15 protein-coding genes are annotated in these 26,276 nt (G+C 67.8%); 6 read left to right on the top strand and 9 right to left on the bottom strand.

The genetic code is table 11. The features are described 5' to 3' along the window. Positions 1 to 5 precede the first annotated feature (5 nt). The 6 genes from RLN94_RS18965 to RLN94_RS18940 form a co-directional block, all read right to left on the bottom strand. Positions 6 to 740 carry a 4'-phosphopantetheinyl transferase family protein gene (locus tag RLN94_RS18965; RefSeq protein ID WP_350131958.1) on the bottom strand — a complete coding sequence of 245 codons (735 nt, stop codon included), beginning with the start codon at positions 738 to 740 and terminating at the stop codon, positions 6 to 8. Further along, positions 737 to 5,338 (bottom strand): MupA/Atu3671 family FMN-dependent luciferase-like monooxygenase, encoded by a 4,602-nt coding sequence (locus RLN94_RS18960; RefSeq protein WP_350131956.1) that lies wholly within the window; start codon positions 5,336 to 5,338, stop codon positions 737 to 739. The genes RLN94_RS18965 and RLN94_RS18960 overlap by 4 nt, the downstream gene beginning before the upstream one ends. Further along, positions 5,335 to 6,345 carry a glycosyltransferase family 2 protein gene (locus tag RLN94_RS18955; RefSeq protein ID WP_350131953.1) on the bottom strand — a complete coding sequence of 337 codons (1,011 nt, stop codon included), beginning with the start codon at positions 6,343 to 6,345 and terminating at the stop codon, positions 5,335 to 5,337. Before RLN94_RS18955 ends, RLN94_RS18960 begins: the two co-directional genes overlap by 4 nt. Before the next feature lie 5 nt (positions 6,346 to 6,350). Beyond that, positions 6,351 to 12,797, bottom strand: a complete 6,447-nt coding sequence (locus RLN94_RS18950) for a type I polyketide synthase (RefSeq protein ID WP_350131950.1) — start codon at positions 12,795 to 12,797, stop codon at positions 6,351 to 6,353. A gap of 485 nt (positions 12,798 to 13,282) precedes the next feature. Continuing rightward, a complete protein-coding gene (locus RLN94_RS18945; protein WP_350131947.1) occupies positions 13,283 to 13,900 on the bottom strand; it encodes a DUF3800 domain-containing protein in 618 nt (205 codons plus the stop codon). Between the two features lie 55 nt (positions 13,901 to 13,955). Next, the gene (locus tag RLN94_RS18940) at positions 13,956 to 15,392 is read right to left on the bottom strand and encodes a hypothetical protein (RefSeq protein ID WP_350131945.1); all 1,437 of its coding nucleotides are present in this window, start codon (positions 15,390 to 15,392) and stop codon (positions 13,956 to 13,958) included. An 86-nt stretch (positions 15,393 to 15,478) separates the two neighbouring features. Here RLN94_RS18940 and RLN94_RS18935 point away from each other — a divergent pair, with 86 nt between their 5' ends. After that, positions 15,479 to 16,270, top strand: a complete 792-nt coding sequence (locus tag RLN94_RS18935) for a WecB/TagA/CpsF family glycosyltransferase (RefSeq protein WP_502949424.1) — start codon at positions 15,479 to 15,481, stop codon at positions 16,268 to 16,270. Here the strand turns inward: RLN94_RS18935 and RLN94_RS18930 are convergent. Both RLN94_RS18930 and RLN94_RS18925 read right to left on the bottom strand, forming a co-directional pair. Continuing rightward, positions 16,267 to 17,241: a glycosyltransferase family 2 protein gene (locus RLN94_RS18930; protein WP_350131939.1), complete on the bottom strand. Its 975-nt coding sequence runs from the start codon at positions 17,239 to 17,241 to the stop codon at positions 16,267 to 16,269. The two genes, RLN94_RS18935 and RLN94_RS18930, sit on opposite strands and share 4 nt — an antisense overlap. A gap of 12 nt (positions 17,242 to 17,253) precedes the next feature. Next, positions 17,254 to 18,363, bottom strand: coding sequence for a glycosyltransferase (locus tag RLN94_RS18925; protein ID WP_350131936.1), 1,110 nt, complete (start codon positions 18,361 to 18,363; stop codon positions 17,254 to 17,256). Positions 18,364 to 18,647: 284 nt separating this feature from the next. Here RLN94_RS18925 and RLN94_RS18920 point away from each other — a divergent pair, with 284 nt between their 5' ends. From RLN94_RS18920 to speB, 5 genes are all read left to right on the top strand, one after another. Beyond that, entirely contained in the window at positions 18,648 to 20,216 is a 1,569-nt protein-coding gene (locus RLN94_RS18920) for an asparagine synthetase B family protein (protein WP_350169443.1), read from the top strand. Positions 20,217 to 20,376: 160 nt separating this feature from the next. Further along, positions 20,377 to 22,278, top strand: a complete 1,902-nt coding sequence (gene speA / locus RLN94_RS18915) for a biosynthetic arginine decarboxylase (protein WP_350131931.1) — start codon at positions 20,377 to 20,379, stop codon at positions 22,276 to 22,278. A gap of 11 nt (positions 22,279 to 22,289) precedes the next feature. Continuing rightward, the gene (locus RLN94_RS18910) at positions 22,290 to 23,498 is read left to right on the top strand and encodes a saccharopine dehydrogenase family protein (RefSeq protein ID WP_350131928.1); all 1,209 of its coding nucleotides are present in this window, start codon (positions 22,290 to 22,292) and stop codon (positions 23,496 to 23,498) included. Between the two features lie 292 nt (positions 23,499 to 23,790). After that, positions 23,791 to 24,960 (top strand): carboxynorspermidine decarboxylase, encoded by a 1,170-nt coding sequence (nspC, locus tag RLN94_RS18905; RefSeq protein WP_350079547.1) that lies wholly within the window; start codon positions 23,791 to 23,793, stop codon positions 24,958 to 24,960. Next, positions 24,957 to 25,805: an agmatinase gene (speB, locus tag RLN94_RS18900; RefSeq protein ID WP_350079549.1), complete on the top strand. Its 849-nt coding sequence runs from the start codon at positions 24,957 to 24,959 to the stop codon at positions 25,803 to 25,805. Before nspC ends, speB begins: the two co-directional genes overlap by 4 nt. Here speB and RLN94_RS18895 read toward each other — a convergent pair. Beyond that, positions 25,802 to 26,276 (bottom strand): hypothetical protein (locus RLN94_RS18895; protein ID WP_350169440.1); only part of this gene is annotated, 475 nt, incomplete at its 5' end. The genes speB and RLN94_RS18895 overlap by 4 nt on opposite strands.

Genomic DNA, 26,276 nt, shown 5'->3' with positions numbered 1-26,276 from the left:
CCTGCCTACCACCACGACACGCGCCGGCGTTGCGCGGCGCGGGTCGGGTGCTGTTCGGCGGTGATGGCGGTGATGATCTGCCCGCGGGTCACCATGTAGCGGCCATAGAGCCGCGCGCCGCGCTCGAAGCCCGGCACCGAGCGCAGGTAGGTCGCCTCGAACTGGCCGGTTTCGAGGTCGGCGGTGATCTCGAGATCGTGGAATTCGAGGAAGGTCCGGCTGAGCGGGAACTGGCACTTGTAGGCGCATTCCTTGGCGCTGAAGATCAGCTTGGCGAGCATGCCGCGCGTCTCTTCCGTCTGCAGGGACAGCCACGCGCGTTCCGGCAGGGTGCAGATATCGGGGAAAAGCTCGGGGTCGAGGGGGGTGGCCTCCTCGATATCGACGCCGATGCCGGGCACGTTGCGGCGCTCGGCGATGACGGCGATGCAGAGCGTTTCGTTGTGGGTGATGCTGCCGGTGACGGGCTCGGGCCAGACCGGCGCGCGGGTCTCGTCGGCGGGGATGGCGAGGGGCGGCAGGCCCATCTCCTGCATCGCCTCGCGGGCCGCGGTGCGCCCGGCGCGGAATTCGCGGCGGCGCTTGTCATTGGCGCGGGCGAGGGTCGTCTCCTCCTCTGCGAAGGGGGCGTCGTGCTCGGCCGCGGGGTCGGTCAGGGCGACCGAGACGGCGGGCGCGAAGAGGGCCGCGATGTCGTCCTGCAGGGAGCCGGTCGAGAGGGTTCCGGGATGTACGCTCATGACAGCTGACGCTCCCGTCCGGCGCGCATGGCGCGGCGTTTCGACATGGTGGCGGCGCGAGCCTCGCTGGCCTCCTCGCGCTCGGGCGGGATGGGATCGGTGCCGCTGCCGCCTTCGAGGTGGCGGGCGAGGTCGCGCAGCACCGGGAAGCGGAAGATGTCGGTGATCGACAGCGTGGGCGCGTCGAGCGCCTTGCGGATGTCGCGATGCGCCTGCACGGCCAGCAGGGAATGGCCGCCGAGGTCGAAGAAATTGTCCTCCGGTGCGATCTGCTGGATGCCGAGCACGGTGGACCATACGGCGGCGATGCGGCTTTCCAGCCCCGTGGTCTGGGCGGCGGTGCGGGCGGCGGGTTTTGCCTTGCGCACCGGTGCGGGCAGGGCCTTGCGGTCGATCTTCTTGTTGGGGGTCAGCGGCATGGCGTCGAGCGGCATCAGGTCGGCGGGCACCATCGCCTCGGGCAGGTGGGCCTTGAGATGGGCGCGCAGGGCTTCCTCGGAGGCGGGGCCGGTGAAGTAACCGGCCAGCCGTGTGTCGCCGGTGTCGGAGGTGAGCGGCACGACGACCGCCTCGGTCACGCCGGGGAGGCGTTTCATGGCCTCCTCGATCTCGCCCAGTTCGATCCGCTGGCCGCGGATCTTCACCTGGAAGTCGTCGCGGCCGAGGAAATCGAGCGTGCCCGTGGCCGTCCAGCGGGCAAGGTCGCCGGTGCGGTACATGCGGGCCGTGCCGCCGGCGAAGGGGTCGGGCACGAAGCGCTCGGCGGTCAGCTCGTCGCGCTGCCAGTAGCCGCGGGTGACGCCGTCGCCGCCGATGCAGAGCTCGCCGGCGACGCCGATGGGGGCCGGGTTGCCGGTGTCGTCGAGGATGTAGGTTTGCGTGTTGGCGATGGGCGTGCCGATGGGCACGGTGTGGCCGCCGGTGCCGGGGTCGACCAGATGATGCGCCGACCAGACGGTGGTTTCGGTGGGCCCGTACATGTTGTCGATCCGGGCCTTCGTCGCGCTGCGCAGGTCACTGGCGAGGTCGGCGGGGAAGGCCTCGCCGCCGATCAGGAGCTGGCGGACATGGCGCAGGGCCATGCGCGCCTCGTCGTTCTGCGTCAGGATGCGGGCCATGCTGGGCGTGCATTGCAGGTGGGTGACGTCGTGGCGGATGATCTGGGCGGCGAGCGAGAAATCGTCATCGGCCAGGTCCGCCGGGGCGTTGGCGGTGTCCATCACCTGCTTGATCAGGTCCATGCCGTCCATCACCGTCTCGGGCGCGATGCCATAGTCGATCAGGCAGGCGATCTCGGTGACGCCGATGCGGCGAAGCTGATCGGCGCGGGCGACCCCGTCGGCCACGGTGCCGAAGAGGCCGGAGTCCTCGAAGTAGCGCTCGAATGCGAAGTCGAGGATGGCTTCCATCTCGTCCTCGCTCAGCGTTCCGAGGTCCATCTCGAAGGGCGACTTGACGCCTTCGGGTTTCTTGAAGGCCGGGAAGGCCCAGGCGTATTGCTTGATCAGGCCCGCTGCGCTGCGCAGGTAGTTCTTCATCGGCTCGCGGGCGACGGCGCGGGCCTTTTCGCGGCTGTCGGCGATGTAGCTGTGCAGCATCACCGTGACCTTGTGGTTGGCCGGGTCGTGACCGGCGCCGCGCAGGGCGTCGTGGTAGATCGTGATCTTCTCGGCGACCTCGTCGATCGACTGGCCGAGGAGGTGGGTCAGGATATGCGCGCCCTGTTCGCCGGCCTCGCGCCATGTCTGGGGGTTGCCGGCGGTGGTGATCCAGCATTCCAGCTCTTGCGACACGGGGCGGGGGAGGGTTTTCACCGGGAGCATCTCGCCCGATTGCGTGGGGAACTCGACCGCCTCGCCGCGCCAGAGCGCGCAAGCCTTATCGAGCGCGTCGTAGAGCGCGGGCTTGTTGTTGGGCGGCGTGTTCTCGGGGCGGAGGACGAAATCGTCCGGGTGCCAGCCGGAGGCGAAGGCAAGGCCGGTGCGCCCGTTGGTGAGGTTGTCGATGACCGCCCAGTCCTCGGCAATCCGGGCCGGGTGGTGGAGAGGGGCCACGATACTGCCCGCGCGGACGGCAATGTTTTCCGTGACGGCAGCGATGGCCGCGCCCGAGACGGCGGGGTTCGGGTAGGGGCCGCCGAAGGCGTGGAAGTGGCGCTCGGGGGTCCAGACGGCGGCGAAGCCGTTGGCATCGGCATAGCGGGCGGCGTCGAGCAGGAGCTGGTATTTCTTCGGTCCCGGCCCGTCGTCATTGCCCCAGAAATAGACCGAGAAATCCATCGGTTCGCCCGAGGCGGTGATCGGCCCGTTCGACACGGCGGCGCGGTTTTCCGAGCCGGTGATGACGACCTTGAAGCCGCGGGCGAGGGTGTAGAACAATTCCAGCACCGAGATGTCGAAGGAGATCGAGGTGACGGCCAGCCAGACGGAGCCGGCATCACGGTCGACACAATCGTCCATGCCACGGAAGAAATTGGCGACGTTGCGGTGTTCGACCATCACGCCCTTGGGCTTGCCGGTCGAGCCGGAGGTGTAGATCAGGTAGGCGAGGTCATCCGGCCCGCTGCCGCCGTCGATATTGGCGGGGGCGGCGTCGTGGTCGATCTTGTCGAGCAGGATCACCATGGCGTCGGTGTCGGGCAGGTTGCCCTGGGTCGCCCCGTGGGCCAGCAGCACGCGCGCGCCGCTGTCGCCCATGATATGCGCCAGGCGGTCGGCCGGGTGGTCGGGGTCGAGCGGGACATAGGCGCCGCCCGCTTTCAGGATGGCCAGCGCGCCGATCAGCAGGTCGGGCGAGCGGCGCAGGCAGAGCCCCACATTGACGCCGCGCCCGACGCCTGCGTCCTGCAGGGCCAGCGCGGCGCGGTTGGCGCGGGCGTTCAGTTCGGCATAGGTGAGCGCGGTGTCCTCGAAGACCAGTGCCGTGGCGTCGGGGGTTTTCTCGACCTGTTGTTCGAAGGCACGGTGGATGGTGAGGGTCGGGTCGTAGTCGGCTTGCGTGGCGTTCCAGGTGTGGAGCTGGAGGAGGCGTTCCGCCTTGGGCAGGGTGCAGAGCGCCTGCATGGTGAAGGTGTCCGGCACGCAATTGGCCGCGCGGGTCAGCATGGCCGAGAGGCGCGCGGTCAGCAGGCCGATGGCGGCGTCGTCGAGGCGGGCGCGGTCGATATGCAGGTGGCAGGTGCCGCTGTCATTGAGCGCGGCGATGATGACCGCGCCGGGGATGGTGGCCGGGCCGTCGGTGATGGCGATGGCGGGGGTTTGCAGCGTACCGAGCGACGGGTCGCGCAGGGCGAGGTCGTCGGGGAAGCCGGGCTTGGCTTCGGCGATGGCAATCTCCTGCGCGACGGCGGCGGTGAGGTCGGCGAGGGTGGTGTCGTCTGTGGTCCCGATGTGCAGAGGCATCCACGGGGCGGTGATTGACGGCGCGTGGGCGTCACGCTTGAGGCTGGCGGGGGCGTAGGCGATATCGCCCGTGCGCTGGCCGGCGCCCTGCAGGGCCCATGCGGCAAGCACGGTCAGCGCGGTTGCGCGGTCGAGGCCCGCGGGCAGGGCCACGTCTTCCACGGCCCAGTCGGCGGGCTGGGTGGTGGCGCGGGCGAGCGGGACCTGGACAGGGGTCATGTCGGTCAGGCGGGTGCGCCAGTGGCGCTGGTGCTTGGCGAGGCGCTCGGCGGTGGCGGTGAGTTGGTCCGCCGTTTCCGGGGAGAGGGCGGGAAGGACATCACCGGTGTTGAACAGGGCGTTCGGGGTGGCCGGCTTGCCCTCGGCGTCAAGGAGGGAGGTCAGGCGGATGGCGCCGTCGGCGGTGGCGACGGTCAGGCTGTCGGCGGTGGCCTCGGTCACGTCTCCGGGCTGGGCGTCGGGCGCAGCCGGAAGAGCGGTGGCGCTGCGGGCGAAGAGCGTGCCTTTCGCCGTCAACAGGCGGGGCAGGCCGAGCGGGTTCCAGTAGCCGCCGAAATCGAGCGCGCGGACAGTGCGGGCGAGCGTTGCGGCGGGTTGGGTGAAGTCGAGGAAACCTGCCGCGTGGGGCCGCTTGGAGCCCGCGAAATAGCTGCGCGTGGCGAAATCCTGCGGGCGGGGGGCCAGCGTGTCGGTCTCGATCTGGCCCAGCAGCTCGGCGAAGCTGTCGAGGCCGGCGGCATAGCATTTCGCGTTGAGCGAATGGGCGGTCTCGTCGGCGTCGATGGCAAACTCGCGGGTGACCAGCAGGTCGCCCGTGTCGATGCCGGCCTCGATCACGTGCCAGCTTATGCCGTGCTCGGCCTCGCCGTTCAGGAGCGCCCAGGCGGGCGTGTTGAGCCCGGCCATACGGGGCAGCGGGCCGTCGTGGAAGTTGATCGCGCCCTTGGCGGGCAGGGCGAGGATGTCGTCGGGGATGACCGAGAGGTTGGCGATGCTGAAGAGCCAGTCGAAGGCCGTGCCGCCGCGCAGGGCGGACGTGGTGTCATGCACCGGCAGGCCCTTGGCCGCCGCCCAGCCGCGCACCTGCGGGTTGGTGGTGATCACGGCGGCGATGCCATGGCCGTGGTCGAGCAGCTGGTCGCCACAGCCGATCAGGAGGGTTTCTTCGCCAACAAGCGCACTGGTAAACCGGGTCATTTCGACTCCTCCACAAGAGGTTTTGTCATCGGGGTGGCCGCGACATGGTCGGGCCGCCGGCGGATGTTGCCGGCGAAATGGGTGACGAGATCGCGCAGGAAATGCGGCGGGTCGCCGATCGACCGGCGCGACAGGATCGCGCGGGTCCGCCACAAGAGCGCGCCGGTCAGCCGGGCCAGCGTGGCCCCGGCGGCATAGGCGCGGCCGTGGTTCTTGGTGAAGTAATGCAGGCGGGAATCGAACCAGTAGGTCGGCGTCCGTTTCCACAGCTTCATGCCGGTCGAGGAGGAGCCTTCGTGCAGCACCTCGCTGTTGCGCACGTACCAGGTTTCCCACCCGGCGCGGGCGGCGCGCAGGCAGAGGTCGGTTTCCTCGAAATAGAGGAAGAAGGTCTCGTCGAAGAGGCCGATCTCGTTCAGCATCCGGCGGCGCAGCAGGGCCGAGGCGCCGGCGACCCAGTCGACGCGGATCGTGCTGTCGGGCAGCGGCAGGGGCACGACGGAGTTGCGCAGGAGGCGGGTGAAGAGGCCGGTGCGGATGGCGCCCTCGAACTCGCCCGCGATGGTGGGGAAGCGGAAGGCCGTCTGGTGCGGTTCGCCGTCGACGCCGCGGATCGCGCTGCCGGCGATGCCGCAATGGCGGTGCGTCTGCATGTGGGCGATCAGGTGGCGGATCGCGCCTTTCTGCGGGAAGGCGTCGGAGTTGAGGATGGAGTAGAAATCGGGCTGCGAGCCGTCGGAGAGGCCCGCGTGCATGCCGAAATTGTTGCCCGCGCCGAAGCCGCCGTTGCGGGCCGAGGCCTTGAAACGGACGGGCACGGGCGGGTTGGCGAGGCCCTCGATGGCGCGGGTCAGCACATCGCGGGAATCGTCGCCCGAGCCGTTGTCGACCACGAGGATCTCGCCGCGGATGCCCGCCATCTCGCGCAGGGCGGCGTCGAGCGATTTCAGGGTCAGCTCGGGCGTGCGGTAGTTGAGGATGATGGTGAGAACGGTGGGGTCTGTCATGGCCGTCACTCCGCCGCCGTGCGCGCCGGGGCGGGGGCGCCGGGCTTTTGGCGTTCGATGTCGCGGACGAGGCCGTTCAGGTGCTTGGCCAGAACGCTGACATTGGGCATGAGCACCATGCTGTCATGGTCGCCCGGCACCTCGATGACCTGAAGGTTGGGGGCCCATGGGGTCCACTGGTTGTCGGCGAAGACGTATTCGCGCACGCGGCTGACGAAGTTGCCGCCGGTCACCTTCCAGTGCCGGTCGAGCGGCGGGCGGAAGAGGGTGAGCGGGCCGTCCCACGGGGCGAGCTCGTAACGGGCGACGGCGCCGCGGAAGGCCATTTCGATCTGGCGGTTGTTGAAATTGCCGCTGTCGGTGGCGGGGGCGGTGCCGCCCGCCAGACCCTGGGCCTGCGCGCGCTTGGTCTTTTCCCAGGCCCAGCGGTTGCGGGCCCATTCCAGCAGGTAGGCCGGGCCCTTGCGGCGGATGTCGTGCAGCTTCATCAGCGCCTTGTCGGCCGGTTTGAGGGACGGGCGCACGGGCAGGGGCGTGTCGAGCATGACCAGCATGGCCACCTCCTGCCCGGCGGCGCCGAGCTGGCGGGCGATCTCGTAGGCGGTGACGCCGCCGCCCGAGAAGCCACCGATCATGTAAGGCCCCTCGGGCTGGATGGCGCGCATCTCGGCGATGTAGTCGGCGGCGGCCTCCTCGATCGTGTCATGCGGGGCCTCGTCGCCGATCAGGCCGCGGGCCTGAAGGCCGTAGACCGGGCGATCCTCCATGCTGAGGGCAAGGTGGCGGAGGTTCAGGACGTTGCCGAACATGCCGGCGACGATGAAGAAGGGCATGCGGGCGGATTTGGTGCCGTTGAGGGGCACGGCATAGCGGAAGGAGGTCGGTGCGGCGGCCTCAGGCGCGGCGGTGTCGGTGGGGCCGCCGGTGCGCGCGTCGAGCATGGTAGCGAGGCCGGCGATGGTGGGGGCCTCGAACAGCACCGAGAGGGGGAACTGCACGCCGAAGTCGCGCTTGACCGCCGCGAAGAGGCGGACGGCGAGGAGCGAGTGACCGCCAAGGTCGAAGAAGCTGTCATCGACGCCGATCTGCTTGACGCCGAGCAGGTGTTCCCATGTCTCGGCCAGCTTGATCTGGGTGGCGGTTTCGGGGGCGGCGTAGTCGGAGGTCAGTTCCGGGCGGTCGAAGGATTGCGTCTCCTTCGCCTCGTCGCGCGCCTCAGCCAGTTGCACCAGCGTGGTCAGGTCGATCGGCGAGATGGCGATCTGGGCCCCGGGGCGGGCGAGCGCGCGACGCAGGGCTTCGGCGCCTTCCTCGGGGCGGATGCCGAGTGCCACCATACGCTGCATCTGCGCCTCGGCGGGCGAGAGGGCGCGCGCCGTGCGGTCCTCGGGGAAGCGGACGTCCTCCTTGGCGGTGACGGCAGTGACGCCGAGCGTCGCCTCGCCGGTGAGGCGCTGCATCTGGAAGTCGGCGATCTCGGCGATGACATGACCTTGCGCGTCGCAGATCACCACGTCGAAGCCGGCCATCCCGGTGTCCCAGTCGCTTTCGCTGCGGACCTGCACCCAGCTGAACACCTCCGCCGGCATCGGGCGGAAGACGCGGATCGAGCCATAGGAGACCGGCACCCAGAGGCGGTTGCCGGCATAGCCGTCGATCAGCTCGATGGCCCAGCCGGTGGCGAGGTCGAGCATGGCGGGGTGGAGGATGTAGCCGGCGTCGAGGTCGCCGCGGGCGGCTTGCGGGAGCACCAGCCGGGCCAGCCCTTCGCCGGTGCCGGTCTTGGCGTCCTGCACCACGCGCCAGCGGGGACCGAAATTCAGATGCGCCTCCTGCGGGGAGACGAAGCCGTCGGGGCCGTGATGTGCCATGAGGGTGGTGCAGCGGGCGGAAAGGGCGGCGAGGTCGATCTTGGCGGGCACCTCGTCGATGGCGCCCATTGTGCCTTGCGCGTTCAGGACCATGCCGTCGCGGCCATCCACGCTACAGGCGCTGCGGGTTTCGAAGGCCATGTCGGGGCCCGAGGGCGTCAGGCGGGTTTCCACCCCGCGCGGCGCGGTTTCCGGCACGTCGAGCGGGCGCAGGAAGACCAGGTCGCGCAGTTCGACCGGCAGGGCGCCGCCCGAGGCGAGATAGGATTCCATCGCCAGTTCCACGAAGCCGGTGCCGGGCAGGACGGCTGCGCCGGTGGACATGCGGTGTTCGTTGACGATCCAGCTTTCGCCCGCGTCGAGGGTGAGGCGGGCGATGCGGTCGGCGGCGTGCTGGGCGGTTTCGTCGAGGAGCGGCTGGGCGGCAGGCTGCCACTCGGGCGCCGCGCCTTCGGCGTTGCGCTCGGCCACGGCGGTGGCGGCCATGCCGACGGTGTTCCAGACGCCCCAGTCGACGGCGAGCACGCGGGTCTTGCCGCCCTGCCGCGACCTGGCGAAGGCGTTCAGGTATTCGTTGGCGGCGATATAGTCGATCTGGCCTTCCGGTTTGGTGATCGTGCTGGTCGAGGAGAAGAGGACCATGAGGTCGAGCTCGTCTGTCTCGAACAGGCTGTCGAGGACGCGGAGGCCATGCAGTTTCGGGGCCAGCACGCGCTCGACATCGAAGGTGGTCTTGCCCAGAAGCGGCGCGTCGTCGATCAGGCCGGCGGCGTGGATGACGCCGTTGATGGCGCCGAAATCGGCCTTGGCGCGGGCGACGGCCTGTTGCATCTGCTCGATATCGCAGACATCGGCCACCTCGACGCGGACGGCGCCGCCGAGCGCCTCGATCTCGCGGATCGCGGTGATGCGGGCGACGGCGGGGTTGCTGGCCGGCATGGTGTCGATCAGCGTCTGCCACTGGTGGCGCGGCGGCAGGGCGCTGCGGGAGAGCAGCACGATGTTGGCGCCGTGGGTTTGGGCGAGGTCGCGGGCGACGGTCAGGCCGATGCCGCCCATGCCGCCGGTGATCAGGTAGGTGCCGCCGTCGCGGAAGACGGTGTCCTCGGGCCTGGCGGGCAGGTCCGCGGCTTTCCATGCCTGCGCGAAGCGGCGGCCGTCGCGGAGGGCGGCGACGCTGTTGGCGGGCTCGGCGAGGAAGTCCTCGAGAAGCTGCTCGGTGGGGAACGCGACCGGCGCGGGCTTGCGGCGGCGCGAGGGCGCCGGCGCGGGCAGGGCGATGTCGAGCGTGGCGACGGTGGTGCCCGGAAGCTCTTTCGGGATCACGCCCGCGGGGCCGGCGATGGTGGCTTTCTCGGGGTAGGGCAGCGCCTCGTCCCGGACCTGAGCCGCGCCGGTGGTGAGCACGGTGAGGTGCATGGTATCGGGGCGGTCGACGCTTTCGATGGCTTGTGCGAGGTGCATCAGGCTGTGGAAGCCATGCTCCATGTTGCGGGTGAAGAAGTTGCTGCCGGGGCGGAAGCTCTCCTTGTCGGTGACCAGCCAGGCATGGACGATCCGGGTCGGCAGGCGGTTCTCGGCGGCGAGCGCGCGGAAGAGCTGGGCGTAGCCCTCGGGCCCCTGGTCGGGGGCGAGGCGGTAGGCGTCGTCCGAGAGGCGCGCGAAGCTGTCGCCGGGGCGGACGGTGGTGACGGTGTGGCCGGCGGCGGTCAGGCGGGCGGTGGCAGCATCGGTAAGGCCGGTGTCGTCGGTGAAGACGAGCCATGTTTGCGGTTTTTCGGCGCCACAAGTGGCGAGCGTCTCGGCATCGCACTCGGCATAGCGGGGTTGCCAGACCGGGCGGAAGCCCCAGTTGGCGATATCGTCGCTGCGGGTCAGGTCGGGCGCGGCCTCGGCCAGCCGGGCCTTGCCGGGTTCGATGAAATAGCGGCTGGTCTGGAAGGCGTAGGTCGGCAGGATCACGTGGTTGCGCCGCGCCTCGCCCCAGATCTGGCTCCAGTCGGCCTCGATCCCCGTGGCCCAGAAGCGGCCGATCACGCCGAGGAGGAACTTGTCGTCGGCAATGGCGTCGTCGGGGTGGCGCAGGGCGGAAAACACCTGGCCGGGTTGGACGGCGTCGCTCATTTGCGACAGCGAGCTGAGCGCGCGGCCGGGGCCGACCTCGAAGAACACGCGGTCGCGCTTGGTGGCGAGCGTGGTGATACCGTCGGCGAAGCGGACGCAGTTGCGCAGCTGGCCTGTCCAGTAGTCGGGGTCGGTGGCCTCGTCCTCGGTGATCCAGTCGCCGGTGCGGTTGGAGATGAAGGGGATCTCGGGCGCCTGCAGGTCGAGGCTTTGCAGGAAGGCGCGGAAATCGGGCAGGATCGGGTCGAGCATTCGGGAATGGGCCGCGATGTCGATATTGATGCGTTGGCAGTCGACCTCCTTGGCGTCAAGCTCGGCCTGAAGCGCGTCGAGCCGGTCCTGCGGGCCGGTGACGGCGCAGAGGTCGGGGGCGTTGATGGAGGCGATGTCGAGCGCATCGCCGATGATCTCCTGCACCTCGGCCGCGGGCAGCGAGACGCTGAGCATCCCGCCGGGGGCGACCGTGTCGAAGAGGCGGCCGCGCAGGAGGACGAGGTCGATGCAGTTCTCGAAGCTCATGACACCCGAGAGGGCGGCGGCGGTGTTCTCGCCCATGGAGTGCCCGATCAGGGCGGCGGGTTTGATGCCCCAGGACATCCAGAGTTTCGCCAGTGCGAATTCGACGATCATGATCAGCGGAAGCTGGACCGAGGGCTTCTTCAGCGTGGCGTTGGCGGCCTCCACCTCGCCCGGCTCGGGGAGCCAGATGGCGCGGATATCGTAGTCGAGCTTCGGGCCAAGATGGTCGAGGCCGCGATCCATCCATTCGGCGAAGACCGGCTCGGTCTCGTAGAGGTCGCGGGCCATGCCGGCATATTGCGCGCCGCCGCCGGGGAACATGAAGACGGTGTCGGGCTTCTCGCCCAGCTTCCTGTGGGTGAAGACGCGGTGGGGGTTACCCTCTTCCAGCAGGGCGGCCGCTTCCTCGTGGGTTTCGGCGACAACGACGCGGCGGTCGTCGAAGGCGTGGCGGCCGGTTTTCAGGGTGTGCGCCACGTCTTCGAGCGGCTGCTCGGGATGGGCGCGAAGGTGGGCGGCGAGGGCTTGCGTGTTGGCGTCGAGGGCGGCTTTGCCCTTCCCCGAGACGCACAGCACGTGGAAGGGCCAGTCGCCTTCTTCCGAGGCGGCGCGCTCGGGCGCTTCCTCGAGGATTGCGTGGGCGTTGGTGCCGCCGACGCCCAGCGAGTTGACCCCGGCGCGGCGGGGGGTGGGGCCTTGCGGCCATTCCGTCAGCCTGTCGTTGACGCGGAAGGGGCTGGTTTCGAAGTCGATGGTCGGGTTCGGCTTCTCGAAGCTCAGGCTGGGCGGCATCGCCTTGTGATGCAGCGCGAGGCTGGTCTTGATGAGGCTGGCCACACCGGCGGCGGTGTCGAGGTGGCCGATATTGGTTTTGACAGAGCCGATGCGGCAGAAGCCTGATTTATCTGTGGTTTTTCGGTAGGCCTCGGTCAGCGCGGCGACCTCGATCGGGTCGCCGAGATAGGTGCCGGTGCCGTGGCATTCGACGTAGCCGATGCTATCGGCGGTGACCCCGGCGGTGTCGATGGCGCGCGAGACGGCGGCGGCCTGCCCGTCGACGCTGGGGGCGAGGTAGCCGGCCTTGGCGGCGCCGTCATTGTTGATCGCGGAGCCTTTCACCACGGCCCAGATATGGTCGCCATCGGCGATGGCATCCTCCAGCCGGCGCAGCGCCACGACGCCCGCGCCGCTGCCGAACACGGTGCCTTTCGCGCGGTGGTCGAAGGCGTGGCAGTGGCCGTCGGGGGAGAGAATTTCGTTTTCCTTGAAGAGGTAACCACGGCCCTGGGGCAGCTCGATGGTCGAGCCGCCGGCCAGCGCCATGTCGCATTGGCCCGAGCGCAGGGCTTCGCAGGCGTAGTGGACGGCGACCAAGGACGTTGAGCAGGCGGTCTGGATGTTGACGCTGGGGCCCTTGAGGTCGAAGACGTGGCTGACGCGGGTGGTCATGAAGTCCTTGTCGTTGCCGGTATGGCGCAGGAGGAACATGCCCACGTCGTCGACGAGGTCGGGGTTCGAGCAGATGTTGAAGTAGAAATAGCTGCCCATGCCGCAGCCCGCGAAGACGCCGATATCCCTTGTTTTATTGCCCGGAAGGTGGCCCGATTGCTCCATCGCCTCCCATGCCACCTCGAGGAACTTGCGGTGCTGCGGGTCGAGGATGGCGGCGTCCTTGGGGCCGAAGCCGAAGAACTCGGCGTCGAACTGGTCGTAGCCGTCGAGGCGGGCGGTGGCGGGGACATAGTTGGGGTCGGCGATGCGGTCGGGGCGCTCGCCGGCGGCCTTGAGGGACTCGGGGTCCAGCCGGTCGATACTCTCGGTGCCGGAGACCAGATTTTTCCAATAATCAGAGACATTTAGGGCGCCCGGCACCTTCAGTGCCATGCCCACGATTGCTATGTCCTGACCACCGTTCGCATTCACTCGTTTACCAATCATACTCAACCTGCGCGAAGTCGTGACTTCGGCCCCCGCAACGGTTTTGCATCGAACGCGGCCAACCGCCCATGTTCATGTTGAAGTCGAAGTCGCATTTTTCGCCAAGCATCTGAAAATGTTTACTAAAAAGTTCAGCAACCTGAGGCTGAACATCATTCCGGATGCGACAATTTCCTATTCGGTTCCAAATTGTTTTCTATACCAGAACAATCGATTCTGCGAGCCTGACCGAAGGGCGGGGCGATTCTTTCCGGCGGGCCCGGGACGGGCGGTTTTGGCCGGGAAACCGACGTCGGTATAACGTCGGTATTTTGTCGGTATTGCGTCGGTGCGGAGGGCGGTCAAACAGGTGAGATATCTGAGCACGGATTGACTTTTGCGCGACAGGCGCCCATATGGAAACTGCAAGTCGCCCCTGGTTCCCGAACTGTCACCGTATGGTGTGCGTGCTGGACCGAACGGCCAGATAGGGACCGGGGCGCACCTTACCTGAACTCCCACACGTTCTCGATCTTGCCGGCTCTGTACAGGGCGGACCGCCATCTGTTGCTGTCGGCGCGGTCTTGTCTGTATGATCTCGCGATGGCGCCGGCGGTCATGTCCGCCAATTGCACCAACGGGTCTTTCACGGAGTCCTTCAGGTCTACCTTCCGGACGCAATCCGCATCAATATGTTTGCGAAGATAGCTTCTGAATGCGCGCTTGAACTGCCGGTCACCCGACCCGTCGATGACAACCTTGGCCCGCACGAGCGCGCCGCCATCGTGCTGCATCATGTTCCGGACGAAGAACTTGTAGAAGGAATCTTTCACGGTCCTCAGGGCGTCGGAATATATCAGGTTCTTCTGAACGACCACGTAGCGGGTACGGAAGGGCAGGTCGCTGACGCCCTCGAAGAAGGCGTCCCGTACCGCCCTGTGAGACTTGTTGAACTTGAACTCGGGCTTCACCCTGAGCCGCCCGCGAAGAGCAGAAATCTCTTTCGTGGCCTGGTTCGCATCCTCAGCGGTGTCAAAGATCACCATTGATGTCACGAAGATGGGGGAGCTACCCCTTTCGACCTTGAAGCCGGGGTCGCCGGATTCATCAATGAAAACATACATGAACGATTATTAGCGTGTTTGACGGCGCGCGGTCTATGCCCGCCACCCCAGCCCCTCACCCGATCAGGGGTTTCGCCAGGCCGGGCCGGCCCGCCCCGGGGCGCAGGTGGCTCTCGTCCTCGGCGTCCTGCCGGCGGGTGGATTCGGTGTAGCCGAGAACCGCCCCGGCGATGAGCCAGGTGTAGGGGGTGAGGATGGCGTTCACCAGCATGTCGATCAGGGTGATGGCGAGGATCAGGGCCAGCGCCGCCACCGCGCGGGTGGGCCGGTCTTGGCGGGCATGGCGCAGGAGCAGGAAGAGCGGCACGGCCAGCAGGCCCATCTTGCTGAGGTAACCCAGCCAGCCGAAGGTGCCGAAGACGATGATCCATTCGCCGTCGGGGATCGAGATGATCTCGCCCGTGGTCAGGTCGCGCACGAGGTTGCGGCCCCAGCCGCCCCAGCCGAAGAGCCATTTCTCGTGCGCGCGTTCGAGCAGCAGCTCCTCGTTCTGGAAGCGGAAGCCGAGCGACTGGGCGCGGTCGGGGTGGATCGCCTCGGCCCAGCCGAGGATACGGTCGAGGGGGACGAGGCCGTAGTCGCGCAGCACCGGGTAGAGCACCGCGATGCCGGCGAAGAGCACCGCGATGCGGATCTGCACCTTGGGGGCGGCAAGCAGGATGGCGGGCACCACGGCCACGCCATAGGCCAGCGGCCCGAGGCTCTTGCAGAGGATCAGCACGCAGAAGAGATAGCCCGTGGCCGCCAGCAGGCGCGGGCGGCTTTTGCGGTCGGCCATGCGGAAGAGCACCGCGGCAGCGGCGGCCGAGGTCATGAAGAAGAAGGCCATCCACAGCCCGTGCGGCAGGAAGACGATGGGGCGGAAGCCGCCCTGCCGCATCATCTGGCCGAAATCGTGCTGGAAGAAGCCGTAAACCCAGATGTTGATCTGCGGGCTGAGCCGGATTTCCAGCAGCGCCGGAAGGGAATAGACCAGCCCGCCCACCAGCAGCGCCAGCAGCAGCTCGCGCTGGCCCGTCTGCGAGGACAGGAAGGCGCGGCCCAGCACGAAGGGGATGAGCGTGATCGCCTGTTGCGAGGCGATCGAGAGCACGTCGATGAGGCGCAGCCCCGGCAGGCCGCCGGTGACGAAGGAGACCGGTTCGGCATCGAAGACCGAGTAGAACAGGATCGGGTCGGTATTGGTCAGAACGGTGGGGATGGTGCCGGCGAGGAAGAGGAACAGCAGCACCTTCATCACCCGGCTTTCCGGCCAGATCGGCACGCGGCGCTTGGCCACCCAGAGGCAGCAGGCCAGCGCGCAGAGATTGGGGATCGAGGTCTTGTTGAAGTCGGGCACCAGCGGCAGGTCGAATACCGCCTGCGGCGGCAGCAGGAGGTAGCCGCCGAGGATTGCCCAGATGATTGCCCGTTCGATACCCATCCGGCGGAACATCACCACGCAGGCGACGGGCCAGATCATCAGCATGAGATATGCGAAGGCGTTGGGCATCAGGCGGGGATCGTCCGCAGGCGCGCATTTGACGGTGGCCCGGGCGGGCTTTCCCGGTATAGGTGGACGGGCCGGTCAGGTGTCGGATGCGGCGAAAGCGGGGTCGTCCTTTCTTGGAATTCAGGGTTCGGGATCAGGTGGTTCGGGTGAACCTGCGCGACTTCGCCAAACTGGCGGAGGCGGTCGGGGCACGGTTTGCCGCGCGCGAGGGGTTCGCGCTGGCGACGATCAACCTCGATCACCTCGTGAAGATGCGGAGCGATGCGGCGTTTGCGCGCGCCTATGCGCGGCAGGACATGGTGGTGGCCGATGGCAACCCGATCGTCTGGCTGTCGCGGCTGGCGGGGCGGCCGGTGGAGCTGTTGCCGGGCTCCGACCTGATCCGCCCGCTGTGCCGGATGGCCGGGGAGGCCGGCGTGCCGGTGGCGATGGTGGGCAGCGACGAGGCGACATTGCAGGAAGCGGGCGACCGGCTGGAGGCCGATATGCCGGGGCTGCGGGTTGTCCTGCGCCATGCCCCGCCGATGGGGTTCGACCCGGATGGCGCGGCGGCGGGCGAGATACTGGAGCGGCTGGAGGCCGAGGGTGTGGGGCTGTGCTTCCTTGCGCTGGGGGCGCCAAAGCAGGAGCGCTTTGCCGCACGGGGGCGCGAGCTGGCGCCGCATGTGGGCTTTGCCTCGATCGGGGCGGGGCTGGATTTCATTTCCGGCCGCCAGACGCGGGCGCCGATATGGGTGCGCCGGCTGGCGGTGGAATGGGTCTGGCGCGCGCTGAGCGATATAAGGCGGCTGGGGCCGCGCTATGCCCGCTGTATCGCGATACTGCCGCGGCTGGTCATCGGGGCGCTGCGCCTGCGTATGTCGAGCGGCGGGCACTAGCGGTACTCGATCAGCGTGGCGCGGCGGCGCAGGAGGCGGGAGGCGTGGAATTGCAGGGCGCCCTGGGCCTCGGCGAATTTTCCAAGGACGGTGAAGGCGGCCCATTCCCATGCGGCGCGTGAGGTCAGGCCGCGACGGGCGGCGAGGCGGGCGACCTGCAGCGGATAGATGAGTGTCAGCAGCAGCGCCGCCGGGTGGATCAGCCCGGCGATGAGGATGGCGAGCGGCAGGGCGGCGCCCCAGAGCAGCGCGCAGCGCGTCTCGGCCACCCAGTGGCGTTCGGGCGGGGCGCCGTGCAGGTGGGCGCCCTCGGCGAAGGCGTGGCCGGCGCGGCGGGTGCGTTTCCACCATTGGCCGAGCCGTGTCATGCGGGCGTCGTGGCGGGTCATGGGGGCGTCGAGGCGGTGGATCTTCCAGCCCTGCCGGCGCAGGCGGACGCAGAGCTCGGGCTCCTCGCCGGCGATCAGGTCGTCGCGGTAGAGGCCCGCGGCGTCGAGCGCCGAGAGCCGGGCGAGGATATCGCCGCCGCAGGCGCGTGTGTCGCCGGGGGGTGTGTTCCACTCGATGTCGCAGAGCCGGTTGTAGAGCGAGGCCTCGGGGTGATCCTCGCGCCGGCGGCCGCAGGCGATGGCGGTGTCGGGGTGGGCGTTCAGGTAGGCCGAGGCGGTGGCGAGCCAGCCGGGTTCGACGGTGCAGTCGCCGTCGACGAGCTGGACGAGGTCTGTTTCGGAGCGGTTCAGCGCGGCGAGCCCGGCGTTGCGGGCGCGGGCGGCGGTGAAGGGGCGGGTGGTGTCGAGGTCGATGACGCGGGCGCCGGTGCTGCGGGCGTGCGCGTCGCTGCCGTCGGTGGAGCCGGAATCGACGTAGATGACGGGGGAGGCGCCCTCGAGCGAGGCGAGGCAGGCGCGGAGGCGCGCGCCCTCGTTACGGCCGATGACGACCGCGGCGATGCGGGGGTGGGCGGAAGTCATTGGCCCGCGTCCTCAGGCCACCAGCGGGGCCATCTGGGCGGCGAAGCGGCCCGAGCGGGCATAGTCGTGCAGCCGTTCGAAGGCCTGCCGGGCGATGCGGTCGCGGGCGGCGGGATCCTCGATCAGCCAGCGGGCCTTTTCCTCGAAATCCGACAGGTCCCAGCGCAGGGGGACGTAGGTTTCGTCGGGTACGAAGATGTTCGGCTGGGTCTCGACATGGCTCATGTCCTGCTTGAGCAGGACGGCGCCGGTCAGCACGGCCTCGAAGTCGCGCCAGCAGACCTCGCCATAGCCGAAGGGGCTGAAGCAGATCTTGCTTTGCTGCAGTTCCGAGATGAAGCGGTGGTGGCCGATGCCCGTGCCGGTGACGGTTTCGGTGTCGGGCAGGGATTCGGCGGCGGCGAGGGATTCGGCGCGCATCGCCTCGTACCAGGGCGAGCCGCCCACGGCGATGCGGGCGTGCAGGTCGATCGGGCGGGGGCCGTCGGGGCGCTGGCCGGCGGCGAAGGCGGGCAGCATGAAATCGGCGGTGACGAAGGACGGGCCGAGATGCAGCTTGCTGCGGAAACCGGGGGGGATGGGGAAGCGGGTTTCGTCATGCGGCAGGTCGTACTTGCGGCCGTAGTAATCCATCAGCGTGGTGTCGCCGTAGACTGGCCGGGCATAGCGGTCGCGGTCGCGCAGCACGTGCTTGGTGACGTAGTAGTCGATGCCGGGCAGGCGGTGGGCCATGCGCAGGTCGGTGGGGGCGAACCAGTCGAGATAGGCGAGGCGGGCCTGCGGGTTCTTCTCGCGGATGGCGGCGAGGGTGCGGGCCAGCTCGTCATCGGGGATGTCGAACGGGGTCTGGAAGCAGACGGTGGTGGCATCGCGCGGCCCGTCGGGCAGGCCGGCCACGTAATCGGTGATCTCGACCTCGCGGATCTCGGTGTCGAGCGCGTCGCGGAAATCGCGGGCGTAGTAGTGGAACGGGAAGATCTGGCTTTGCGGGATGCGCTCTCCGATGGTCAGCAGCAGCAGGCGCCGGGCCGACTTGCCGCTGAACGGCTTGCGGAACGCGCCGCGCCGCCTGCGCTGATGCAGGGCCGCGTTGATTTTCCGACTGATTCGCCACGCGATCATGCCGTCACTCCGTTTCCGCGCGCAGGAAACACCTCCGGACCGCCCGTGACAAGCGGCACGTGAACCCGCCGGGGGGCGGGGCGAAGGGCAAGACGAGGTCTGGTCATCTGTCTTTCCTGCTCGGATTGTCGCAGAAAACCACGGCCAAGGGCCAGAAAAATGGCGAAAATCGGTCTGTGTGGTGGCTATCGCGCATCGCCGGGGCGGGGGCGGTGAATTGCGCTCTTGCCGCCGGGGCATGTTTTGCGTTCCATGCCGCCGAACCGCCCGAGAGGACGCCGCACGTGCCCGCATTGCCCGATGACCCGCCGTTCCTGATCCTGCGCCGCGAGGGGAAGCGGGTGGTCGCGCGGGGGGCCGAGCGCTGGGCCTCGGGCCCGCATGGCAGGGCGGCGACGGTCTGGGCCGAGTGGGGCTGGGCCGATGGCCGGTTGACCGCGAAGGTCGACCGCTACGGGTTCTACAACCTCTTCTGGTACGAGAAGGACGGGGTGGTGGCGGTCTCGCCCTCGCTGGTGAAGCTGGTGGCCGAGGGGTGCGACGCCACGCAGGACGCCCGCGCGTTGGCGGTGTTTCACCGGATCGGGATTTTCGTCAACGACGACACGCCGCTGAAACACGTGAAGACATTGCCGCCCGGCGGGGTGCTGACATGGGACGGCACGGGCGCCGTGCGAGTGGAGAGCGGCGCCAAAGTGCCCGGCACGCAGGAGATCAGCCGCGAGGGCGCCGTGGAGGGGATGATCACCCATTTCCGCAGCGCCGTGGCCCGGGCGCTGGAGGAACACCCCGGCCCGTTCCACGTGCCGCTGAGCGGCGGGCGGGACAGCCGGCACATCCTGCTGGAGGTTCTGCACCAGGGGCGGCGGCCCGAGACCTGCGTGACCTTCCACCATAACGGCGCCGTTCCCAACCGCGAGGCGATGGCGGCGCGGGCGCTGTGCGAACGGTTGGGCGTGACGCACGAGATGCTGGGCTTTGGCCGGCCGAGGCTGGGCGACGTGGTGCGGGCGCTGGTGATGACCAGCCTGTGTGCCGACGAGCACGCGCAGATGATGCCGCTCAACGATTACTTCCTTGGCCGCGATGCCGTGAGCTTCGACGGGATCGCCGGCGATATCCTGACCAACCCCGACGATTCCGCCGACTGGTTCATGGGCCTGTCGCGGAAGGGCGACTGGAAGGGGATCGCGCAGGGGATGATGGACGGGCATGGCAAGGTGGTCTCGCAACCCCATTGGGGGAAGGGCGCCGGCCCGATCTATTCGCCGGGAATGGACGCGGAGGTGCGCGATTACGTGGCCCCCGCCATATCGCAATATGCCGACGCGCCCGACCCCTACCAGATGTTCTGGATGTTCCACCGCACGCGGCGCGAGATCAATTTCGTGCCGCAGGCGATCCTGGGCCCGGCGCGGCAGGTGTTCTGCCCCTATCTCGCCCCGGAATTCGTGGAGTTCTGCATCTCGCTGCCCTACGGCGTGACCAAGGACCAGCAATTGCACAACGACGCCATCGCGCGGGCCTATCCGGAGGTGGCCGACATCCCCTACCAGGAAGGGTTCGCAGAGCCGCCGGTACAGCGCAATTCGCGGCTGGGCAAGCTGCGGGGGCTGGGGGATGCCGTGCGGATCGTGCGGGCGCTGGGGCATGAGAACCGGGCGGCGGACCTGCTTGGTTTCGTGCGGGCGCCCGAGAAGCTGACCCGGCATCACGGCGATATCTACGCGCTTCACGCGCTGAGTCTGGCCGGGCTGGATGCCGCCAAGGCGCGGCGGCTGCTGGACCTTGCCGCGCTGTTGACGGAGCGGCGGCCGGGGCGGCTGGTGTCGGACCGGTACGAGGGGGCGTGAGCGGCCGCGGGGCCGGGGCGGGGAGAGCCGCGATTTATTGCCGCCAACCCTGGCGAGCGCGTGACTGGACGCTTGGAAAGCCTAGCTGTTATCCCTATAAGCCGCACGACGCCGGGCGACACACGCCCTGACCCCGCCGATAGCAGGAAAGGCCGCTTTCATGGATCAGTCGCGTCCCCTTCCCGAGGATATCTATGGCGTCGAGAGGTGGAGCCGGGGGCTTGTCACCGTGACGGCCGAGGGCGAGATCGCGCTCTGCGATCCGGCGCATCCCGACGCCGCGCCGATTCCGCTGCCCGGTATCCTGCACGACCTCGACGAGCGGGGGATCGCCGCGCCGCTTCTGTTGCGGGTGAGCTCGTTCCTCGAGGCCGAGATCAGGCATTTGAACCAGAGCTTTGCCGATGCCATCGCGCGGATGAATTACAAGGCGCCGTACAGGGGCGTTTTCCCGATCAAGGTGAACCAGCAGGCGCAGGTGATCGACCGGATCGTCGAGTTCGGCAAGCCCTATCACTACGGGCTCGAGGCCGGGTCGAAGCCGGAACTGGTGATCGCGCTGGCGCATCGGCTGTCGAAGGAGGCGCTGATCGTCTGCAACGGGGTGAAGGATGCCGAGTTCGTGCGGCTGGCGATCCTGTCGCGGCGGCTGGGCTTCAACACGGTGATCGTGCTGGAAAGCCCCAAGGAGGCCGAGACGGTCATCGAGGTGAGCCGCGAGCTGGGCGAGGAGCCGTTGCTTGGCGTGCGGGTGAAGCTGACCCAGAAGATCGGCGGCAAGTGGCAGGAAAGCTCGGGCGACCGGTCGGCCTTCGGGATGAATTCGGACCAGTTGCTGCGGGTGGTGGACCGGCTGCGCGACGAGGGGCTGCTGCATTGCCTGAAGCTGCAGCACTCGCACCTGGGCAGCCAGGTGCCGGACGTGATCGACGTGCGGCGGGCGGTGGCCGAGGCGTGCCGGTATTTCGTGGCGCTGACGGCGGAGGGGGCGCCGCTGACGCATCTGGACCTGGGCGGCGGTCTTGGGGTGGATTACACCGGCGAGAAGAAGGCCAGTGACAACTCGATCAACTACACGGTCGAGGAATATTGCCACAACATCGTCGAGACCGTGACCTATGCGATGGACGAGGCCGGGCTGACGCATCCGGTTCTGGTGACGGAAAGCGGGCGGGCGCTGGTGGCGACGTCGTCGATGCTGATCTTCGAGGCGATGGAGAGCACCAATTACGACGCGCCCGACACGCCGGAGCCGGAGGCCGAGGATCATCACCTCATTTCCGACCTTGCGGCGGTGGCGGGCTACCTTGGCCCGCAGAGGGTGCAGGAATGCTGGAACGATGCGATCTACTATCGCGACGAGCTGCGGGCGCTGTTCCGGCGGGGTGTGGTGGACCTGCGGCAGATGGCGCGGGGCGAGCGGATCTACCTGTCGCTGATGTCGCGGATCAAGGGGATCGTGGCGGCGCAGGGCGACGAGGGCGACCTTGGCGAGGACATGCAGAAGATCGCGGATGTGTATCACTGCAACTTCTCGCTGTTCCAGTCGCTGCCGGATGTCTGGGCCATCGACCAGTTGCACCCGATCGTGCCGCTGCAGATGCTCGACGTGGCGCCCGACCGGCGGGCGGTTCTGTCGGACATCACCTGTGACAGCGACGGCAAGATCGACCGGTTCATCCTTGGCGACGGGATTGCGCCCTCGCTGCCGGTGCATTCGCTGCCCGAGGACAGGCCCTATTATTTCGGCGTGTTCTTCGTGGGCGCGTACCAGGAGACGCTGGGCGATCTGCACAACCTTTTCGGCGATACCAACGTGGTGACGATCGACCTGCGCCCCGATGGCGGGTTCGACCTTTTGCATGAGCAGGAGGGCGACACGATTGCCGAGGTGATGGCGGCGGTGGAGTTCGACCCGAACGATTGCGTCGCCGCCTTCCGCAAGATGGTGGACGAGGCGACATCGGCCGGCACGGTCAAGACCCGCGAACGTAAGCTGCTGCTCGACGCCTATCGCGACTCGATCAACGGCTATACCTATTACGAGAGACATTCAGGCTGAGGAGAAGACCCATGAGCAAGACGCTAGTTGTGGGCGCCGGCGGCGTCAGCCACGCGGCGGTGCACAAGATGGCGATGAACAGCGATATCTTCACGGATATCACGCTGGCCAGCCGGACGAAGGCGAAATGCGATGCGATTGCCGAGAGCGTGAAGGAGCGGGTGGGGGTGGATATCAAGACCGCCCAGCTTGACGCGATGGACGTGGCGGCGACGGTTGCGCTCATCAAGGAGACGGGGGCCGAGCTTCTGGTGAACCTCGCGCTGCCCTATCAGGATCTGAAGCTGATGGATGCCTGTCTCGAAGCCGGGTGCCATTACCTCGACACGGCGAATTACGAGCCGGAGGACGAGGCGAAGTTCGAATACAAGTGGCAATGGGCTTACCAGGACAAGTTCAGGGAGGCCGGTCTGGTCGCGATCCTCGGCTCGGGGTTCGATCCGGGGGTGACGAGCGTGTTCGCCACGTGGCTGAAGAAGCACAAGCTGAAGTCGATCCGGCAGATCGACGTGCTGGACGCCAATGGCGGCTCGAACGACCAGGCGTTTGCCACCAACTTCAACCCCGAGATCAACCTGCGCGAGGTGTTGCAGGAGGCCAAGCACTGGGAAGGCGGCGAGTGGAAGTTCACGCCGGCGATGACGCACAAGGTGGAGTTCGACTTTCCCGGCATCGGACCGAAGAACATGTACCTGATGTATCACGAGGAGCTTGAGAGCCTGTCGAAGCACTTCCCCGAGATCGAGCGGGCGCGGTTCTGGATGACCTTCGGCGATGCCTACATCATGCATGCCAAGGTGCTGGAGAACGTGGGCATGACCCGGATCGACCCGGTGATGCATAACGGGGTCGAGATCATCCCGATCCAGTTCCTGAAGACGCTGCTGCCCGATCCGGGCGATCTTGGGGAACAGACCAAGGGCAAGGCCTGCATCGGCGATATCGTCACCGGCGAGTCGCAGGAGGGGGGCGAGAAGACCTATTACATCTACAATATCTGCGACCACGAGGAATGTTACCGCGAGGTCGGCAGCCAGGCGGTGAGCTATACCACCGGCGTTCCGGCGATGATCGGGGCGGCGCAGGTGCTGAAGGGCAACTGGGTCGAACCGGGGGTGTGGAACATGGAGCAGTTGGACCCGGATGACTTCATGGACATGCTGAACACGCAGGGCCTGCCGTGGCATGTGCATGAGCTGGGCGGGCCGGTGGAATTCTGAGGGCGCTGGGGCTGAGGCGCGAGGCTCCGGATCAGGCCCGGGGCGGGTGGTTTGATGAGGCGCGAGGCCCCGGGTCGAGCCCGGGGCGGGTGATTTGATGAGGCGCGCGGAATCAAGGCCGAAGGCCGCCGCGCATCGACGGGCCGCCCCGACGGCACGGCGATTTGGCGAGGTAGGCGCGACGTCGTGAGCTTGGATGTGCTTGGCGGGCATAAAGTGGCAGCCACTGTCGTTGGATCGCCGCACCGCGGCCCGTCGATGCGCGGCTCCGCACTCTAGATGGGAGGGCGACATGCCTGACATGATGCAGACACAGGCCGGGGAGGCCGGGGCGTTTCTCGAGTTCGACCTGAACCGCGTGCCGAGCCCCTGTTTCGTGGTCGACGCGGCGGCGGTGGAAAGGAACCTGTCGGTTCTGGCCGAGGTGTCGGAGCGGTCGGGGGCGCATGTACTGTCGGCCTTGAAGGCGTTCTCGATGTTCGCGCTGGCGCCCCTGGTGCGGCAGTACCTGGGCGGCACCTGTGCCAGCGGCATCTACGAGGCGCGGCTGGGGCGCGAGGAGTATGGCGGCGAGGTGGCCACCTTCTGTGCCGGCTACAAGGACAGCGAGATCGACGAGATTGTCGCGCTGTCGGATCACGTGATCTTCAACAGCCCGGCGCAGAAGGCGCGGTTCCTGGAGAAATGCCAGGCGGCGGGGCGGCAGGTGGGCCTGCGGATCAACCCCGAGCATTCCGAGGGCGAGGTCGAGAAATACGACCCCTGCGCGCCCTGTTCGCGGCTGGGCACGCCGGTGAGCCAGTTGAACGCCGAGGCCTTGGAGGGCGTGGACGGGCTGCACATGCACACGCTGTGCGAACAGGGGGTCGACCCGCTTCTGCGCACGTGGGAAGCGGTGGAGCCGCGCTTGCAGCCGTGGCTCAAAGGGTTGAAATGGCTGAATTTCGGCGGCGGGCATCATATTTCGCGCGGGGATTACGATCGGGATACCTTGGTCGATTTCATCCGGCACATCCGCGAGACCTATGGCGTCGAGGTCTACCTCGAGCCGGGCGAGGCGGTGGCGCTGGATGCCGGGATACTGGTGGGCGAGGTGCTCGACCTGCCGGTGAACGGGATGCCGCTGGCGATCACCGATATCTCCGCCACCTGCCACATGCCCGACGTGATCGAGGCGCCTTATCGGCCCGCGCTGATGGGCGAGGTTGAGAAGGGGCAGACATACCGTTTGGGCGGGCCGTCCTGTTTGGCGGGCGACGTGATCGGGGAGTATACCTGGCCGCATCCGCTGAAGATCGGCGACCGCTTCGCGTTTCTCGATCAGGCGCATTACTCGATGGTCAAGACCAACACGTTCAACGGCGTGCCGCTGCCCGCCATCGCGCTGTGGGACAGCCGGACGGACGAGCTGCGGATGATCCGCGAATTCGGCTACGAGGATTTCAGGGGGCGGTTGTCATGAGCGTGTTTCTCGACAGCGAGTTGACCGAGGCGGAGCGGGGCGAGGAGGCGCGGTTTCGCGTGATCCCGGTGCCGTTGGAGCGGACGGTGTCTTACGGGGCCGGGACGGCCAAGGGGCCGGCGGCGATCATCGAGTCGTCGAATGAATTGGAGCGCCTGGTCGGGTCTGCGGAGCCTTGCGCGGACGGGATTTACACCGAAGCACCGGTCGATTGCGACGGGCCGTTGCCGGAGGTGATGGAACGGCTGGCGGCACGGACGGAAGCGGCGGTGAAAGCCGGCCGGGTGCCGGTGACGCTGGGGGGCGAGCATTCGCTGAGCTATGGCGCGGTGAGCGGCGTGGCCCGGGCGCTGGGAAAGCCGGTGGGGCTGGTGCAGATCGACGCCCATGCGGATCTGCGGATTGCCTACCAGGGGGAGAAGCACTCGCATGCCTCGGTGATGCATCTGCTGGCCGAGGATGGGGTCAGGCTGGCGCAGTTCGGCGTGCGGGCTCTTTGTCAGCAGGAGGTGGAGAGCCGCGACCGGAACGGGGTGTTCTTCACCGATGCCGAGGAGCTGGTGACGGGGAATATCCACGCGGTCGACCTGCCGGAGGATTTCCCGGAGCTGGTCTATGTCAGTTTCGACGTGGACGGGCTCGACCCCTCGCTGATGCCCGCGACGGGGACGCCGGTGCCGGGGGGGCTGGGCTATTACCAGGCGTTGCACCTGGTGGAGCACGCGCTGAAGGGGCGGCGCTGCGTGGGGTTCGACGTGGTGGAACTGGCGCCCGACGGCAACACGGCGTGGGATTTCACCACGGCCCAGATTGTCTATCGGTTGATGGCGGGGTGCCGCCCCTAGGGCGCGTCGATCTCCAGCACGAAATCACCGGGCTCGATCGTGTTGACGATGGCGCTGGCGATGTCGTCGCGGATGGCGCCGGTGGAGGGGTCGAAGAGGCCGGTCTGGCGCAGGGCCTGTTTCACGTCGATGTTGCGGCCGAGGTATTCCAGCGCCACGCGGGAGGCGCCGGGTTTGCGGCCGCGGCGCGTCGGCCCGCCGGTCTGGATGCCGTAGAGGCAATCCAGCCGGTGTTGGTAGCTGGGGTAGAGCGTCATCTGGGTGATCGAATTCACCTCGAGGCTTTCGTATTCCATGATGTAGATCCGGTCGGCGAGGAAGAAGACCAGCCCCTCGTACTTGTTCAGCCCGGTGGTGCGGCCGGTGGACTGGTCGCGCAGGATCTCGATGTTCTTCCAGTAATAGCGCCCCTCGTCGCGGTAGATGGTGGCGAGCGAGCGGAAGACCATGCCCTTGTTGCCGAAGGAATAG

Source organism: Roseovarius sp., from assembly GCF_040223625.1.
GTDB lineage: Bacteria > Pseudomonadota > Alphaproteobacteria > Rhodobacterales > Rhodobacteraceae > Roseovarius.
Note: the sequence above shows the minus strand (reverse complement) of the source record. Positions and strands in the feature narration are given on the sequence as shown.